We start from the raw sequence: 15,999 nt of genomic DNA, 5'->3' as shown, positions 1-15,999 counted from the left end.
ATTTAATCACGGATAGTCCGATATCCATTGCACCTTCCCCGCCCAAAATTCGCAGACTGGCGGGGAATTTTTTTGTCCTCATCGAATGGAAACAGAATCCTTGGTAACAGACCCTGTAACCCCCTACATACTTTTCGGACAAAAACAAGTATGATAATCACAGAAGCTCGTTCCTGTACAGCGTGTTTGCACACAGTACGTCACGGACGAAATGCTTTCCCTCCCCCGAAGATGGTTCGGTTGGGGGTAGGGAATTTTTTTAGAACCCTAACATACGACAATGAAACAGCCCGAGAATCTTGCACCCCCGCCCAAAACTACGCAGACTGGCGGGGTATTTTTTTGTCTGGAGCAACTGGTTATTTCAGGACGCGGCCACGGAAAGCAAGTGCAGCGTCTGATACATACCCTTCATTGGCAACGTGCTGGGTGTCGTATGGATGGTACTCCTCGACAGAGCGAGACACCATCATCGGTGTTGTCACTGTGACAGATGGTACAATCGTCGCCACTTGTGGCTGCACCACAATCGCCTGAGCGCGTGCTGCAGAGATCGGGCGCTGCTCGCAGGCTTGCTTGAGGATCAGGGCCTGCTGCTCATGTACCTGTGCCTGACGTTCGTGGATGTCGGCCTGTTGACGATGTGATTCTGCCTGTCTGCGGTGAGCCTCCGCCTGTTGATGGTGCATGCGGAACTGCTCTTGGTATTGGGCGAACCTTGGGTCATAACCTTGCAAAAGAATCGCCTCCCCGAAATGAATTAGTATTCTTTATTACGTTCCTTGCGCTCCATCTTGGACAGCGCTGCATCTTCTTTGCTCAGGGTCGTAGAAGCACGGGTTTGCGAAGGGTTCTCCTCGCGGCCCATTTCGTTTTTCACGCCATTTTGCTTGGACATGCGAATCCCACCTTCCTTGAAAATGAATTGCTTTTATATCATGCCCCGTTTCATTTGTTAACTCGATGAATATTAATGTTAGCTGTATTGAAAAATGTGCCAGATGTGTTAAGATAAGTTCTGGCAATTATTCTGTGATATTTTGTCACGAAATCATAGGATGGGAGGAATCATGATGAAAAAGTTCGTGCTTACTTTCGCGCTGATCGTATCCGTCATCAGCGGTGGTATTTCTGTTAATGCACCAACTGTGAAACAAGACATTTTTGGTGAAAGCTGGTAGGAAGCCGCTGCATGGCCTGCGGTAAGAAGCGATCTGCTTGAAACAACATAGGGAAGAACGAAAAAACGATGTCATCTCGACATCGTTTTTTTCTGTATATTCAAAAAATGTTGTTGGTAGGAATATGGTGGGGTGGCAGGAGGAGCGGTGGCGTTGGATGAGTTAGGGTGAGTCAAGGATAGTTGGGTTCGGTAGTACTTAACTTCATAGCTAAGCCCGTAATAAAAGCTTCTTCGAACTATCCTTTATCATTATTCCACCAAACCGGGACAGACGGCAACTCTCCGGCGCCACCCACCGATTTCCATTAATTTAAGTTTATTTTTTCAGCAAAATTTTCTAAATCGCATATAAAGTAAAAACAGCGGTAATACACATAGGTCACTAAAGGAGGTGATAGATGATGCTAATCTGGCCAGATGAGTTCGCTCCTGATGAATATGATGAATATTGTCGTCGCATGCTTGAAAAAGAAAAAAAGAACGTTCCTCCAACCGCCAAGCCACAGGAACGCTCCTCACAAAAAATGGTGGAGACCCCATACGGAACTCCTATCCCCATTATACGATAAAATAGCAAAAAGGGAAGATGTACCAGCCAAGAAAGCAAGTCAGAATACAGTCAGAAGCAAGTCACAGCATAGTGTGCCGTGACTTGCTTTTTTGCTGTGTGATGGTGTATTTATTAGGGAAGGTAAAAAAAGACAAACGGAGCGAATCGGGGTGTAGGGGCATGCGGGAAGAGCATTGGAAGACCAGAATGAGCCGCAGAAAATTCCTCAAAAAAGGGATCTTGGGAACAGCGATGGCATCTGTCTCATCGGTGTTGGCCGGCTCCTACGGCTTTACGAAGGAACGGTTTTGGGTGGAGATCAACGAGATCAAGCTGGCCCTTCCGCGTCTGCCAAAGGAATATAAGGGGCTAAAATTAGCTCATTTCAGCGATTTACACATGGGATTTTTTTATGAACCGCAACATTTTTCGCGTGAAATGGAAAAAATCAATCATTTTAAGCCTGACATCATTTGTTTTACGGGGGATTTGGTTGATAACGAACTGGATCATATGGACGAGACCGTGGAGCTGCTCCGTAAGCTCCATGCTCCACTGGGGAAGTTTGCGGTGCTTGGCAATCATGATTATTACAGGGATGATGAGCTGGTGGCGGCTCATCTGACGAAGGCCGGATTTCAGGTACTGCGGAACCAGCATGCCGTGGTGCGGCGGGGCAGTGATGTGCTCTACATGCTCGGTGTAGAGGATATGACGATGAGCACGCCTGATATCGTCAGGGCGGCCGAGGGTGTGCCTCTAGACGGCTGCAAAATCCTGCTCTCCCATGCGCCGAACTTCGCATTGGAGACACTGGAGCACAAGATTGATCTGCAGCTCTCCGGGCATAGTCATGGCGGGCAGGTGCGTCTGCCGTTGATCGGTCATCTGGTGCTGCCCCCGAATGCGGATCGGTTTCCTGACGGCTTGCAACGGGTGCAGGAGACGCAGATGATGGTCTATACCACCAGAGGTTTGGGCACGACGCATCTTCCTGTGCGATTTTATTGTCGTCCTGAGCTAACTTTCTTTACATTTATACACTAGTCCATCTTATAATGGTAAAGTATAGTCTAATTATAGGAGGTCAGACAAATGAGCCATACATTTGTTGGTATAGATCATGTGCAAGTAGCGGCCCCTGTTGGCTGTGAAGAACAGGCACGTGCTTTTTACGGCAGCCTGCTCGGGATGGAGGAGATCCCCAAACCGGAGGAGCTGCGCAAGCGCGGTGGCTGCTGGTTCCAGGCAGGTAAGCAAGAAATACATATCGGGGTGGAAGATATGTTCCAGCCAGCGAAAAAAGCTCACCCAGCCTTCGTGGTCAACGATCTGACTGCACTGATGGAGCGGCTGGTCAAGAATGGTGTGAAGGTAAAAGAAGACAATGCAATTGAAGGAAGAAAGCGCTTTTTTGCCGATGATCCGTGGGGCAACCGTCTCGAATTCATGGAGTGGGACGAATAGGAGCGGTTCGGCGATCTGTTTGAGTGTTTCTACGCTTGCTGGACGTGGGGATTTTTGCGCAGACCGAAGTCAGAGGAGGTACAACGGCTTTGTTATGTACTAGAAGCACTAGATTTTCTAACATTGTAGAATGTGCTGTTTGGGAATTTTGGCAGCGATATTCAGTGGTTGACCTGCTGACTGATGATCTGCGCGGGCGGACTGGAAGCTCGGACCTGCATGAGCGAAGTGACGCGAAATGGAAGCATATGCTAAGCTGTATCGGGGATCATCTGTCCAAGGGGGAACCAATCGTCAGGAAAGACCGTTGGACGATGTGGATAGCAGAAAAAAGTGATTTTTTTGAAAAAAAGGGAGATAGCGCAGGCTGTCTCCCTTTACCATGTTAAAAAAGTGATTTAATATGTTAATAACGAAATATTTACATTAGTATGAAGTTTTGTTGAAAAGGAGATAAAGGTTGGATGAGAGAAGGGAAGTTTTTTAAGGAGCGGGTTACCATTATACGCGATCTCATGGAGATGCATGGGCTGGACGGAATCTTATTGCGTAGACGGCGCAGCTTCTCTTGGTTGACGGGGGGATTGGACAATCAAGACGGAAAATCGACTGAATTTGGTGTGGCAGATCTTTTAATTTTGCCGGAAGAGGTGTATTGTATCAGCAATAGGATGGATGCAGTCAGAATGGAGAGGGAGGTGTTTTATGACGGTAGTGTGAGTTGCACCCTGATCACGCCGGAGTGGTATGAAGGCAATGATGCAGCCATCCAGCAGTTGTGCAAGGGAAAAAGTATCGGTCTGGATCTGCCGACATCGTTGATCGATTTGGAAGATACGGTGGATTTGGGTACGGAGCTGGCTGAGACTACTTATGTGCTATCACCTGATGAGGTGAACCGATACCGGGATTTATGCCAGATGGTGGCCAAGACGGTGGAGGATGTCTGCCGTGAGTTGGAGCCAGGCATGACCGAATATGAGATACAGGCACGTCTGGCTGAAAAGGTCTGGCGGCTCGGTATCACGCCGCGTGTTATGCAGATCGCTACAGATGAGCGGATCTACCGCTACCGCAATCCGGTAGCAACGGACAAGCAACTCGATACATATGCCATGCTTTCCCTCAGTGCTGAAAAGGCAGGATTACACGCGAATGTGACGCGGTTGGTTCATTTCGGGCCATTGTCGCCGGAGCTGTTGGTCAACAGGAAGAAGCTGGCGGAGATTGAGGTCGGTTTTCTCGCGGCGACCAGTCCGGGCCGGTTGATCCGTGATGTGTTTGCCAAGGGGATTCAAGCATACCGGGAGGCGGGCTATCCATACGACTGGCGCTATCTGAACCAAGGCGGGCCGACGGGCTATGCCGCCCGTGAGTTCCATGCCAACTACCAATCGACAGGCCGCGTGCAGGTGAATCAGGCCTTTGCGTGGAATCCAGCAGTATATGGAGTGAAGACCGAGGATACGATGCTGGTAGGCGATGGGGAGAATGAGATCTTGACCCATACCGGTGAATGGCCGTCGATTTTGATCAGCAAAAATGGGAAGGATTACTTACGTCCAGATATTTTGATCAGAGAAAAATAAAAAAAAATAACAAAATAAAAAAAGACAGATAGAGATAAAGAGAGATAAGAGATAAAGTAGAGATAGAGGTAAAGAGAAATTGGGGCAGTACAGGGAGGAGTCCGATTGATGCAAATCGGTAATTTTCAATGGATGAAGTCAGTCAATAAATCAACCATACTTAATGTCATCCGTCTGCACGAGCCTATTTCGCGGGCAGAAATTGCCAAGCTGACCAAGCTGACACCTCCGACAGTGACCAATATTGTCGGGGAATTACTGGAGGCGAAGTTGGTAGTAGAAAGTAAACGGGGGGACTCGACAGGGGGGCGCAAGCCAATCCTGTTAACCATTAATCCCGGTGCCTATCATCTGATCGGCCTGAATGCGGGGATTACCCAAATCTCTGCGGTCACAGCCACACTGGATGGAAAGATAACCGGAGAAGCACAGATTCAAGTACCGCCGCAGGTCACCGCCGATGATTATATCGAATTACTGGTTCAGGCAGTGGAAGCGGTCAAAGCGAAATCAGAAGCCAGGTCATATCTCGGGATTGGAGTCGGGATGGCGGGTTTAATCGACAGAGACCGGGGTGTTCTGGTCTACGGGCTGAAGCTGAACTTCCGTGATGTTCCGATCAAGGCGGCTTTGGAAGCCCGGTTTGGTATTCCGGTCGAACTGGAAAATGATGTACGGGCCTTGGCGCTGGCAGAGAGCTGGTTTGGTCAGGGACAAAATATCCCTAATTTTGTCTGCATCAGTGTAGGGACAGGGATCGGTGCAGGAATCGTACTGGATCAAAAGGTGTACCACGGCTCTTTTTTCACTGCAGGGGAGCTTGGGCATGTCACCATCGATTATGACGGGCCTCAGTGCAAATGCGGCAACCGTGGTTGTCTGGATATGTTCGTCTCGAAACAGGCGGTCATCAGACGCACGAGGCAGGCCATCGAAGAAGGTCGCGTAAGCGTTCTCACCGAATGGCTGGAAAACGGCAAGGCGGCTGACCTGACCTATGAACTCATCTACTCGGCGGCCGATGCCGGTGACCCGTTGGCCTTGGATATCTTGAAGGCGACAGGGGGCTATCTCGGCACGGCGCTCACCAATCTGATTCATATGCTGAGTCCGCAGCGGATTATTCTGTGTGGTTCGGTGATCCGGCATGGGGAGCACGTCGTCTCATCGCTTATCGATACCGTCGAAGCGAAGGCTTTTGGACAAGCGCTTGAGAAGCTGACGATCGTTGTCTCCACATTGGGACCTAATGCCGTAGCCATCGGAGGATTTACGCTGCTTTTGCAAAAATTATATACACCGTCCGGTATCGGGGACGTGTGATATGCATCAGAACCTGTTGTTCAGTGCTCCTGTGGCTGAACAACAGGTTTTTTTATCGGGGAACGGATGGCAGATATTACATCAGAGCGCTTGTGAGCTGGTATGTACGGTATGCAAGGTGTCCGATGTGCATATGCTTTTGGCGGTTGTTGAACTTTTACAGACAGAGGTATACAATAGCCGAATAAAAAGAAAGATTCAGATAGAACGAGGGAGATGGTTGAGTTGACCCAAGCTGATGCTGATCAAGCGGTCAAACGAATGAGTCTGTTTGCGCTGACCTGGCCAATTGCGATTGAGTTTTTCCTCCATATGCTGATGGGGACAGCCGATACGTTCATGCTGGCCCATATCTCAGACGAGGCGGTAGCTGCTGTCGGGGTGGCGAATCAGCTGGTGGCGGCCTGTCTGATGATTTTTGCCTTTGTCAGCCAAGGGACGGGAGTGTTGGTCGCACAGTATACAGGTGCCCGCAAGTATGCCGAATCAGGGCAGATCACAGCGATTTCACTTTCAATGAACTTGCTCTTCGGCCTGTTGATCAGCTTGAGTATGGTGCTGTTCCGCGAAGATCTGTTGGGCATGATGAACGTCAAGCCGGAGCTGATGGAGTATGCCAGTGCGTACCTGTTGATTGTAGGCTCGACCTTGTTTTTCCAAGCGCTCTTAAATACAGCAGGGGCGGTGGTACGCTCTGTTGGATTTACGCGTGATGCGATGCTGGTGTCGCTTGGGATGAACGTGATTCACGTCGTCGGGAACTATTTGTTTATTTTTGGCGTGATGGGAGTGCCGCAGCTTGGTGTGACAGGTGTGGCTATCTCGACTGCGGTCAGCCGTGCGCTGGCTTTTGGCGTGATGCTGTTTATTATGTACCGTCGCGTCAATTTTACGGTAGAAGTAAAGGATTATTTCCGGATTCAAATCAAGTATGTCAAAGACATTCTCAAAATCGGCGTACCAGGTGCCGGGGAAAACCTGTCGTATCAGCTCAGCCAGTTGATGTGTACGACGATGATTGCGCTCTTGGGTACGTCTGCTTTAGCGACCCGCATTTATTCGCTCAATATTATGTACTTCGTCATGCTGTGCGGACTCTCGTTGGGTGTCGGGACGCAGATTATGGTCGGACAGCTGATCGGGGCTGGGAAAATAGAAGAAGCCTATCAGCAGCTGATGCGAAGCCTGCGGATCAGCTTCATGGTCACCGTCGTGTGTGTCTGTGTGATGGCATTCTTTGCCCGTGATCTGTTGGGGATCTTCACGAGCGATCAGGCGATTATCGAGGCGGGTGTCAGCCTGCTTTTGTTCTGTATCATCTTGGAGCCGGGACGGACGTTTAATATCGTGGTGATCGCTTCGCTGCGTGCGGCAGGTGACGCGCAATTCCCGGTCGTGATGGGGATTCTCTCGATGTGGGGCGTCAGTGTGCCGCTTGGCTATTTCCTCGGGATTCATATGAATATGGGACTGCTCGGCTTCTGGATTGCCTTTGCGACAGATGAGTGGCTGCGCGGGATTCTCATGTACTGGCGTTGGAAGAGTCGGGCTTGGGAGAAGAAGATTCTCGTCCGGCCAGACCCGGTTCCAGAAGAGTCGGCTGCGGTGTAATATGCCCAATTGTGAATTCGGTTGTCACATTTGTTTTATGACTTGTTTCACATTTGGGTAGGCTATATAATGAAAAGTGCCATAGTTATCCTAGTAAGAGAGTTCTTATGTAAGGAAAGGAGTTGTGCGAGATGGTTGTTATGAACATTATCATGCTGCTTTGTACAGTATTCATCGCTTGGGGCCTCGTCCGTTCCATGAAGGTGAAAAATACATTTGCTGTCGGATTCAGTGCAGTATCATTGGCTATTTTCCTGTTTGCTGACTACCTGATTCTGTTTGTATTTGGTCTGACCGGGAAATAAGTCATCAATTTGATAACGGATGCAATCAAGAGACTGTGCCACTTTGGGGCGCAGTCTCTTTTTCGTATGCAAAAAACCCGCATGTTTCCCGCCAACAATTGCCATACTAGCAGATGGAGGTGGGATTGTTGCTGTTCAAACGAAAACGTGCCGACACTGGTGCATCCCATCAGGCTGTGATTGTCGTAGACCGCAAGACCAAACAACTCTGCAAGCGTCTGCGCCCCGGACAGATTGCCGTGCTGGCCCATGCTGATGTAGATGAAGTGGCGGCTGATTCCCTTCTGGAGGCACGGGTGGGTGCGGTGATTAATACGGTGCCTTTTTTGAGTGGGGCGTATCCGGCGATGGGCGCAAAAAAGCTGCTGCAGGCAGGCGTGCCGCTCTACGAGGTGGTGAGTGCAGAACCAGATGCGCTGATGAGTCTCTCAGATGGCATCGAGGTGATGATCACAGATAACTCGCTCTTGATGAAAACGACGGAGGGCTGGCAGCCAATCGCCCGGTTGTCCCTGCTCGGCCAGGCAGAAGCTGACCGCAAATGGCAGATGGCCTGCGCTACACTGGATGCGACGCTATCAGAGTTTATTGATAATACGCTTCATTACGCAGGACAGGAGAAGGATCTGTTCTTGCGTCCGATGCCTCCGCTCAAGTTTAGGACGAGCATGCGGGACAGGCATGTCGTCGTGGTCGTGCGCGGCAGGCATTACCGTGAGGATTTGAAGACCTTGCACTCTTATATCCGTGAGTACCGACCCGTGCTGATTGCGGTGGACGGGGGAGCGGATGCGCTTTTGGAGTTTGGTTATGTGCCGGATGTGATTATTGGGGATATGGACAGTATCTCAGACTGGGCGCTTCAGTGCGGTGGAGAGATTGTGGTGCATGCCTTCCCGGATGGACGGGCGCCGGGACAGTTGCGGATGGAGGAGCTGGGACTCCCCTATCATTTATTGCCTGCCCCGGGAACGAGTGAGGATGTGGCGATGCTGCTTGCGTATGAGCAGGAGGCCCAGCTGATCGTAACGATTGGGACGCACACCAATATGATTGATTTTCTCGAAAAAGGGCGCAAGGGGATGGCGAGTACGCTGTTGGTCCGAACGAAGATCGGGCTTAAGCTGATCGATGCCAAAGGGGTCAGCCAGCTTTATCAGCCGCGTCTTACGTGGAACATCTGGGCGATGCTCACCTCGGCGATGCTGGCTCCGATCATCGCGATCATTGCGGTGAATCCGGTCACGCGTCATGTCATGCAGATGCTGTGGATGCAGTTCAAAAGCTTTCCATTCTAGCGGATCAGGGGGAGACGATGATTCATTTTCGCTATCATTTGCTCACCATCGCAGCGATTTTTCTGGCGCTGGGGGTCGGGATTCTGCTCGGGGGTACAGCCGGGCAGTCATGGCTTGCCGGTACGCAGCAGGAATTTTTGCTTAGCATGGAACAAAAATATGACAAAGCGCTCAAAAGCAACAGCGAGCTGAAGCAACAGATCAATCAGCTGATTGTGGAAGTAGAGCAGAACAACAACGAAGTGCTGCACCTGATGACCACGCGCTATGCAGACGATCTGCACGGACAGAGTGTCGCGGTCTGGCGTGCCGAAGGGGTGAAGCTGGGCAAGGTGGAGCGGCTGTTTGACACCATCGGGATCACCATGCAGACAGTTACGGATCAACCACCTAAGGCGGGGATGCCGCTTTTGATTTTTGGCAGGCAAAAGCCGGAGTGGCTGGGGATGCTCCCGGACGAATCCAAATGGGTGCATATTGAGACGGTCCCCAACTCACCCTCCCAACAGTGGAAGCTGCTGGAGAATGTGCAGCTCTTGATCAAAGAAACGAGGTGGGAGCATGAAAAAAGTTAGTGTGATCATCCCTGCATACAATGAAGCAGCCAACATCGAAGCGACTCTGCAGGCAGTGCGGCGTGCGGTGCCGTGTGACGAGCTGATCGTGGTCGATGACGGCAGCCAGGATGATACCGTCAGACTCGCCAAGCGCTATGCAGACCATGTCTGCTCTCTGCCGCAGAATTACGGCAAAGGGACAGCGCTTCAGATCGGCTGGCGGCTCGCACGCGGGGAAGTCTTGCTGTTGTTAGACGGTGATCTCAAAGAGACGGCGGCAGAAGCCCATCGGTTGGTAACTCCCGTGCTGGAAGGGCATTGCGACATGGCGATCGCTGCTTTTCCGCGTCCTAAGCAGAGGACTGGCTTCGGCTTGGCCAAAGGACTCGCCCGCCACGGGATCAAAATGCTGACCGGCTTCACACCGTCTGCACCGCTCTCCGGTCAACGCGCAATTCGCCGTGAAGTGCTGGCACAGGTGGGGACGCTGGATCATGGCTTCGGGATCGAAGTGGGGCTGACGGTGGATGTATTGCGCGCGGGGTACAAGGTGCAGGAGGTTCCCGTTGAATTCTCGCATCGCCAGACAGGCAATGACCTGCACGGCTTTATGCATCGGGGAAAAGAGTTCGTGGCGATCGGACGAGCCTTGTCGCGGAAATGGCGGGAGAGCTGGTGAGGAGCGGATGAGTGGTAGAATCTCAGATGGCGGGGTGTTGGAGATGCTTGAGCCGGTGAATCTGGTACACACGTTACCGCTGTTGGTGGTCGCGGTTGCGGTCCCTGTTCTGGTGCATCGTTTCACATTCCATTTGGGGATGAAAAAGCTGGTACACATCGGCATGGTGCGGGAAAATTACCGAGGGGAGCGGATTCCGACAGCGGCGGGATTGTTGCTGGTGGGGAATATGGCGGTGTCGGTGCTGATGGTGGCTTTAGTGGTCAACTTGATAGGGAACATGATGATGTCGTCAGTCCTATTCACGCTCCTGCCCGGACTCCTCTGCACCGCTCTGATCGGATGGTACGATGACCTCTCCACGGATAAGGCAGTCAAAGGCTTTCGCGGACACTTCGGTATCTTTTTCCGGGATAAACGCCTGACGAGTGGACTGGTCAAAGCAGTCGGGGTGGGAGTGGTGGCATTGACAGTGGGGGGAGTCTTGACCTATCCCGAAATGAAGACCGACACAGGCTCGGGGGCTACAGATTCGAATATCCACTTATTGCTCCAGCTTCTCACCAATGCAGCCCTGATCGCTTTATCCACCAACCTGATCAACTTGTTCGACCTGCGTCCCACCCGTGCGATCAAAGTCTTTTGGTTAATTATGGTCGCGGTGCTGTTCACCACCCCTCTCTTTTTTTACCCGATGGTTTGGGGATTCTTCCTGCCGGTTATGATCGCCACCCTGCTCTATTTTCCCTACGATGCACGGGGGCAGGTGATGCTGGGTGACACAGGGGCCAATGCGCTTGGGTTTTTGACGGGGTACACGTTGGTTATAAGCTGTACGCTCCCGATTAAACTCACGGTTGTCGCTTTGTTTGTCCTCCTGCATCTCGTCGCGGAAAAGGTCTCATTCTCGCGTGTGATCCGATCGACGGCATGGCTGAATCGTCTGGATGAGTGGGGGAGGGCACGGGATAACATGTAAAAGCCACCCAGACGAATCGGGTGGCTTTTCAAGTAAGTTATTCTTCGATTGGTCTCGGACAAAACCATGAACAACAACGACATACACTCTGTCGAGTGATCGGGTCTTTGTCGCATCTGTGGCATTCGAGACATGCGGTACTCACAACATCTGCAACGCCTTTGCATGAGAGATCACCTTCATTTACTCTTCTTATTGTTAAATTCATGAAGAGAGTAAATCGACCATTATCACAAATATCTAGTCTTCGTCATCATCATCTTCCGGATCACGCTTCATAAACCGTGGCTGTACCCGGTTCCGTTTGCGGTCGTGATGCAGCACGAACCCCCCGATGAACAGCACAGGTACGATGAACAGCACAAGACCCAGCATGATATCTCCATATAAAATCGTCTGCACGTCCGGATTAAAATAGGCGTAAAAGGCATCGCGGATCAGCTTCACCCCATACATCGCAATCGCGGCAGGGATCACCATGATCAGCAAGGCCACAATCTTTTGTCCTAACATTTGTATGTCACGTCCTTTTGCAAAAACTCCCCATTCATCATAAAGCATAGCGACACTCTTGTCCAACCGCGAAATTCCGATACAATAAAAAGGATGGGGAGAGACTTTCGACATGCCGCACGTAAGGGGGATAAGACATACATGCACAGACTGCTGATTGTCGGAGCGGGGAAGGGTGGCTCGACGCTGCTTGAAGTGATGCACAATCTCGACGGAATTCAAGTCGTTGCCGTGATCGATCATAACCCGGATGCTCCGGGGATCCGGCTTGCCCGTTTGATGGGGATTGAAGTGGGGAGCGACTATGCGCCTTACTTGACCCAAGACATCGATATCATCTTAGAAGCGACCGGACATTGGGAGACTTACGATGATATCATGGCACGCAAAGCGGATAAGACGGTGCTGATCCCAGGTACGTTTACCAGCCTGGTGATGAAGCTGATTGCCGAGCGCGACCAACTGATCAACACGCTGAGCCGGAGCAAGCACGAATACGACACGATGCTCAACTCCACCCATGACGCGATGATCGCGGTCAATCAGGAGGGGATCGTCACACTTTTTAATAAATCAGCAGAACGCCTGATGGGTGTCAAAGCCCAAGATGTGCTTGGCCAAGAAGCAGCCAATTGCATCGCCAACACCCGCCTGCACATCGTACTTCAGACAGGACAGCCCGAACTCAACCAAGAGCAGGAACTCCCCAACAAAACCCGTATCATCACCAACCGAGTCCCGATTATCAGCGAAATGGGCGATGTGATCGGAGCGGTTGCCATTTTCCGCGATATCACCGAGATCATGGCACTGGTCGATCAAGTGACAGACCTCAACGAATTGCAGTCCATGCTGCAGGGGATTTTGCAATCATCAGATGAAGCGATCTCGGTCGTGGACGGCAACGGGATCGGTCTTTTGATCAACCCGGCCTATACACGGATTACCGGACTTAGCCCCGAGGATGTGATCGGCAAGCCTGCCACCGTTGACATCAGTGAAGGCGAGAGTATGCACATGCAGGTCCTGCATACCAAAAAGCCGGTACGCGGTGTCCGCATGAAGCTGGGCCCGATGAAAAAAGACGTCGTGGTCAATGTAGCGCCTGTCCTTGTCAACGGCGAGCTGAAAGGGAGTGTCGGGGTTATCCACGATATCTCTGAGTTCAAGATGCTGTCCGAGGAGCTGGAGAAGGCCAGACGGATCATCCGTACCCTTGAGGCCAAATATACGTTTGACGAAATCATCGGCGAGAGCGAACCGATGAAGGTAGCCGCCGAGCAAGCGAAAAAAGCGGCGCTCACGCCAGCAACCGTCCTGTTGCGCGGAGAATCCGGCACAGGAAAAGAGCTGTTCGCCCATGCGATTCACAATGCAAGCACCCGCAAGTACAACCAGTTTATCCGCGTCAACTGTGCCGCCCTCTCAGAGACATTGCTTGAGAGTGAGCTGTTCGGCTACGAGGAAGGGGCCTTTACCGGAGCCAAGCGCGGTGGGAAGCGGGGTCTGTTCGAAGAGGCTAGCGGCGGTACGATTTTCCTCGATGAGATCGGGGAGCTGTCGATGGGCATGCAGGTCAAGCTTCTGCGCGTCCTGCAGGAAAAAGAAATCCTCCGCGTCGGCGGCACCAAGGCAATCCCAATCGATGTCCGTGTCATTGCGGCTACTCACGTCAATCTGGAGTCGGCGATTCAATCCGGTCAGTTCCGCGAAGACCTGTACTACCGTCTCAATGTAGTACCCATCCACATCCCGCCGCTTCGCCAGCGCAGCGAGGACATCCGTGCACTCTCCCTGCACCTCGTGCGCAAGTATAATCTCGAGTATGGCCGAAGTGTTGACGAGCTGTCGCCAGATACACTGAAAATCCTGTGTGATTACCAATGGCCGGGCAACGTACGTGAGCTGGAGAATGTGCTGGGCCGAGCCATCATTCATATGAAATATACCGAAAAAGTCATTCTCCCAAGCCATCTGCCACCGCTGACAGCCAAGTCAGTCACACCGCAGGCGACAACACATCAGGAGGCACCAGGCGAACCGGGCCGCTCGCTCAAGGAAGTAGTGGAGGAAGCAGAGCGTGCACACATCATCCGTGAACTGACCGCAGCCAAGGGCAATCGGACAGATGCCGCCAAAAAACTCGGAATCTCGTTGCGTAATTTATATTATAAAATGGATAAACTAGGGATAGATCAGCAAACCGGCATTTCGTAGCGTGCAAATTCTTGCGTGCAAACTTTTGCGTACCCATGCAAAAACTTGCACGCATTTTTCGTGAAATACGTTGCCGGGGTAAAGGGAATAAAGCGCTTTCATCATTTTTTCGAGTTGGCACGGCTTTTGCATATGTACATAGGCAGTGGTACTCCAGTAAAAACTAGGCAAGATAGATCACTGGACGCTGACAATTTCAACTAAGCTTTTGTTACGGGAGGGTTTTCTCATGAAAATTTTCGATTACCTGCAAAAATACGATTACGAACAAGTGGTATTCTGCCAAGATGAAACTTCCGGCCTCAAAGCCATTATCGCCATTCACGATACAACGCTGGGTCCAGCATTGGGTGGTACCCGCATGTGGACGTATGCTTCCGAAGAAGACGCGATTATTGATGCTCTGCGCCTCGCGCGCGGCATGACCTATAAAGCAGCAGCAGCCGGCTTGAATCTTGGTGGAGGTAAAACCGTAATCATCGGTGATCCGAAAAAAGACAAGAGCGAAGAATTGTTCCGCGCATTTGGCCGTTTCATTCAAGGCCTCAATGGTCGTTACATCACAGCAGAAGACGTAGGAACCACTGTAGCAGATATGGACCTCATCCATATGGAGACCGATTTCGTCACAGGCGTATCCCCGGCATTCGGCTCCTCCGGCAACCCATCTCCAGTCACTGCATATGGCGTGTACAAAGGGATGAAAGCCGCAGCAAAACTGCAATACGGTACAGATGATCTGTCCGGTAAAGTGGTAGCGGTGCAAGGCGTAGGTAACGTAGCCTACAACCTGTGCAAACACCTCCACGAAGAAGGCGCACACCTGATCGTCACCGACATCAACCAAGACAACGTGAACCGCGCTGTCGAAGACTTCGGTGCAAAAGCTGTGGGCGTCAATGAAATCTTCAGCGTAGATTGCGACATCTTTGCTCCATGCGCGCTAGGTGCGATCATCAACGACGACACCATTCCGCTCCTCAAAGCACGCGTTATCGCCGGTGCAGCGAACAACCAGCTCAAAGAAGAGCGCCACGGCGATATCATCCATGAAAAAGGCATCATCTACGCACCAGACTATGTAATCAACGCAGGCGGTCTGATCAACGTAGCCGACGAGCTCCAAGGCTACAACCGCGAACGCGCTCTGAAAAAAGTAGATACCATCTACGATTCCATTTTGAAGGTGTATGAGATTTCCGAGCGTGACGGCGTTCCTTCTTATGTAGCGGCTGACCGCATGGCAGAAGAACGTATTGCCCGCGTAGCGAAATCCCGCAATAAATTCTTGCTCAACCCAAAATCTGCTCTTTCCAGATAAGCTGTTAACCAACGTTTGAACGGATGAGGAGGGAGGAGTTATGGTGATGCGCAAACATATTCGCCTCCTGCTCATAACAGCGGCCCGCACCCACTTGGATGTGATCGTCTCAGACGATGCCAGGGTGTTGATCGAGGAGAAGGTTGATATTTCTACAGGAAAAAACCTACTCCTCGATCTCCTTCACAACACAGGGATCAACCTCTGCAAGCTGGATGCGGTGATCGCTTTTTGCTACGAGGATGGAGAGTTCTGCCACAATCAGACGGCCGTCAAGCTGGGTTATGATATTGCAGAGTCTCTTCACATCCCGTTTCATGATGTGGGCGGCTATCCAATCCACACGGAACAGACCCGAATCATTGAAAATGCGCTTTCAATCGTGGAACTATCTTAGCAAATCGTAA

Annotated in this window: 17 protein-coding genes; 14 read left to right on the top strand and 3 right to left on the bottom strand. The window is 51.3% G+C overall.

Annotated features, from left to right (window positions below; all coding sequences use genetic code 11):
• Positions 1 to 359: 359 nt before the first annotated feature.
• Complete coding sequence (locus tag FGI41_RS07240; RefSeq protein WP_139489294.1) at positions 360 to 737, bottom strand: hypothetical protein; 378 nt, start codon at positions 735 to 737, stop codon at positions 360 to 362.
• 23 nt (positions 738 to 760) lie between these two features.
• Positions 761 to 898 carry a hypothetical protein gene (locus tag FGI41_RS24810; RefSeq protein ID WP_176560170.1) on the bottom strand — a complete coding sequence of 46 codons (138 nt, stop codon included), beginning with the start codon at positions 896 to 898 and terminating at the stop codon, positions 761 to 763.
• 683 nt (positions 899 to 1,581) lie between these two features.
• Between FGI41_RS24810 and FGI41_RS24805 the strand changes: the two genes are divergently transcribed.
• The 11 genes from FGI41_RS24805 (at position 1,582) to FGI41_RS07190 (ending at position 11,541) form a co-directional block, all read left to right on the top strand.
• Positions 1,582 to 1,752: a hypothetical protein gene (locus FGI41_RS24805; RefSeq protein ID WP_176560169.1), complete on the top strand. Its 171-nt coding sequence runs from the start codon at positions 1,582 to 1,584 to the stop codon at positions 1,750 to 1,752.
• A 188-nt stretch (positions 1,753 to 1,940) separates the two neighbouring features.
• A complete protein-coding gene (locus FGI41_RS07235) occupies positions 1,941 to 2,780 on the top strand; it encodes a metallophosphoesterase (RefSeq protein WP_176560168.1) in 840 nt (279 codons plus the stop codon).
• 48 nt (positions 2,781 to 2,828) lie between these two features.
• Positions 2,829 to 3,200: a VOC family protein gene (locus FGI41_RS07230; RefSeq protein WP_139489292.1), complete on the top strand. Its 372-nt coding sequence runs from the start codon at positions 2,829 to 2,831 to the stop codon at positions 3,198 to 3,200.
• Between the two features lie 464 nt (positions 3,201 to 3,664).
• Positions 3,665 to 4,789 (top strand): M24 family metallopeptidase, encoded by a 1,125-nt coding sequence (locus FGI41_RS07225; RefSeq protein ID WP_139489291.1) that lies wholly within the window; start codon positions 3,665 to 3,667, stop codon positions 4,787 to 4,789.
• 108 nt (positions 4,790 to 4,897) lie between these two features.
• Positions 4,898 to 6,112 (top strand): ROK family transcriptional regulator, encoded by a 1,215-nt coding sequence (locus FGI41_RS07220; protein ID WP_139489290.1) that lies wholly within the window; start codon positions 4,898 to 4,900, stop codon positions 6,110 to 6,112.
• A 225-nt stretch (positions 6,113 to 6,337) separates the two neighbouring features.
• Complete coding sequence (locus FGI41_RS07215; protein WP_255298361.1) at positions 6,338 to 7,723, top strand: MATE family efflux transporter; 1,386 nt, start codon at positions 6,338 to 6,340, stop codon at positions 7,721 to 7,723.
• Positions 7,724 to 7,854: 131 nt separating this feature from the next.
• Positions 7,855 to 8,028, top strand: coding sequence for a DUF2759 family protein (locus FGI41_RS07210; protein WP_139489288.1), 174 nt, complete (start codon positions 7,855 to 7,857; stop codon positions 8,026 to 8,028).
• A 128-nt stretch (positions 8,029 to 8,156) separates the two neighbouring features.
• Positions 8,157 to 9,326, top strand: a complete 1,170-nt coding sequence (gene steA / locus FGI41_RS07205; RefSeq protein ID WP_368656625.1) for a putative cytokinetic ring protein SteA — start codon at positions 8,157 to 8,159, stop codon at positions 9,324 to 9,326.
• A 17-nt stretch (positions 9,327 to 9,343) separates the two neighbouring features.
• Positions 9,344 to 9,901, top strand: coding sequence for a copper transporter (locus tag FGI41_RS07200; RefSeq protein ID WP_139489286.1), 558 nt, complete (start codon positions 9,344 to 9,346; stop codon positions 9,899 to 9,901).
• On the top strand, positions 9,888 to 10,562 hold the full coding sequence (locus FGI41_RS07195) for a glycosyltransferase family 2 protein (protein WP_139489285.1): 675 nt from the start codon (positions 9,888 to 9,890) through the stop codon (positions 10,560 to 10,562). Before FGI41_RS07200 ends, FGI41_RS07195 begins: the two co-directional genes overlap by 14 nt.
• Positions 10,563 to 10,569: 7 nt before the next feature.
• A complete protein-coding gene (locus FGI41_RS07190; RefSeq protein ID WP_139489284.1) occupies positions 10,570 to 11,541 on the top strand; it encodes a UDP-N-acetylmuramyl pentapeptide phosphotransferase in 972 nt (323 codons plus the stop codon).
• A 240-nt stretch (positions 11,542 to 11,781) separates the two neighbouring features.
• Here FGI41_RS07190 and FGI41_RS07185 read toward each other — a convergent pair whose 3' ends face one another.
• Positions 11,782 to 12,054: a DUF2627 domain-containing protein gene (locus FGI41_RS07185; RefSeq protein ID WP_139489283.1), complete on the bottom strand. Its 273-nt coding sequence runs from the start codon at positions 12,052 to 12,054 to the stop codon at positions 11,782 to 11,784.
• 141 nt (positions 12,055 to 12,195) lie between these two features.
• Between FGI41_RS07185 and FGI41_RS07180 the strand changes: the two genes are divergently transcribed.
• The 3 genes from FGI41_RS07180 to FGI41_RS07170 all read left to right on the top strand — a co-directional run bounded on the left by FGI41_RS07180 (position 12,196) and on the right by FGI41_RS07170 (position 15,989).
• Positions 12,196 to 14,271, top strand: coding sequence for a sigma 54-interacting transcriptional regulator (locus tag FGI41_RS07180; RefSeq protein WP_139489282.1), 2,076 nt, complete (start codon positions 12,196 to 12,198; stop codon positions 14,269 to 14,271).
• Positions 14,272 to 14,500: 229 nt separating this feature from the next.
• Positions 14,501 to 15,592, top strand: a complete 1,092-nt coding sequence (locus FGI41_RS07175) for a Leu/Phe/Val dehydrogenase (RefSeq protein WP_139489281.1) — start codon at positions 14,501 to 14,503, stop codon at positions 15,590 to 15,592.
• 40 nt (positions 15,593 to 15,632) lie between these two features.
• Positions 15,633 to 15,989 (top strand): hypothetical protein, encoded by a 357-nt coding sequence (locus FGI41_RS07170; protein WP_139489280.1) that lies wholly within the window; start codon positions 15,633 to 15,635, stop codon positions 15,987 to 15,989.
• The last annotated feature ends 10 nt before the right edge of the window (positions 15,990 to 15,999 follow it).

Source organism: Brevibacillus dissolubilis (genome assembly GCF_006170445.1).
GTDB lineage: Bacteria > Bacillota > Bacilli > Brevibacillales > Brevibacillaceae > Brevibacillus_B > Brevibacillus_B dissolubilis.
This window is presented reverse-complemented; position numbering and strand designations above follow the sequence as displayed.

Excerpts from the sequence above, each read along its gene's own strand:
- FGI41_RS24810 (WP_176560170.1), bottom strand. The coding sequence starts at position 898 with ATGTCCAAGCAAAATGGCGTGAAAAACGAAATGGGCCGCGAGGAGAAC.
- FGI41_RS24805 (WP_176560169.1), top strand. The coding sequence starts at position 1,582 with ATGATGCTAATCTGGCCAGATGAGTTCGCTCCTGATGAATATGATGAA.
- FGI41_RS07235 (WP_176560168.1), top strand. The coding sequence starts at position 1,941 with ATGAGCCGCAGAAAATTCCTCAAAAAAGGGATCTTGGGAACAGCGATG.
- FGI41_RS07230 (WP_139489292.1), top strand. The coding sequence starts at position 2,829 with ATGAGCCATACATTTGTTGGTATAGATCATGTGCAAGTAGCGGCCCCT.
- FGI41_RS07225 (WP_139489291.1), top strand. The coding sequence starts at position 3,665 with ATGAGAGAAGGGAAGTTTTTTAAGGAGCGGGTTACCATTATACGCGAT.
- FGI41_RS07220 (WP_139489290.1), top strand. The coding sequence starts at position 4,898 with ATGCAAATCGGTAATTTTCAATGGATGAAGTCAGTCAATAAATCAACC.
- FGI41_RS07210 (WP_139489288.1), top strand. The coding sequence starts at position 7,855 with ATGGTTGTTATGAACATTATCATGCTGCTTTGTACAGTATTCATCGCT.
- FGI41_RS07200 (WP_139489286.1), top strand. The coding sequence starts at position 9,344 with ATGATTCATTTTCGCTATCATTTGCTCACCATCGCAGCGATTTTTCTG.
- FGI41_RS07195 (WP_139489285.1), top strand. The coding sequence starts at position 9,888 with ATGAAAAAAGTTAGTGTGATCATCCCTGCATACAATGAAGCAGCCAAC.
- FGI41_RS07190 (WP_139489284.1), top strand. The coding sequence starts at position 10,570 with ATGAGTGGTAGAATCTCAGATGGCGGGGTGTTGGAGATGCTTGAGCCG.
- FGI41_RS07185 (WP_139489283.1), bottom strand. The coding sequence starts at position 12,054 with ATGTTAGGACAAAAGATTGTGGCCTTGCTGATCATGGTGATCCCTGCC.
- FGI41_RS07180 (WP_139489282.1), top strand. The coding sequence starts at position 12,196 with ATGCACAGACTGCTGATTGTCGGAGCGGGGAAGGGTGGCTCGACGCTG.
- FGI41_RS07175 (WP_139489281.1), top strand. The coding sequence starts at position 14,501 with ATGAAAATTTTCGATTACCTGCAAAAATACGATTACGAACAAGTGGTA.
- FGI41_RS07170 (WP_139489280.1), top strand. The coding sequence starts at position 15,633 with ATGGTGATGCGCAAACATATTCGCCTCCTGCTCATAACAGCGGCCCGC.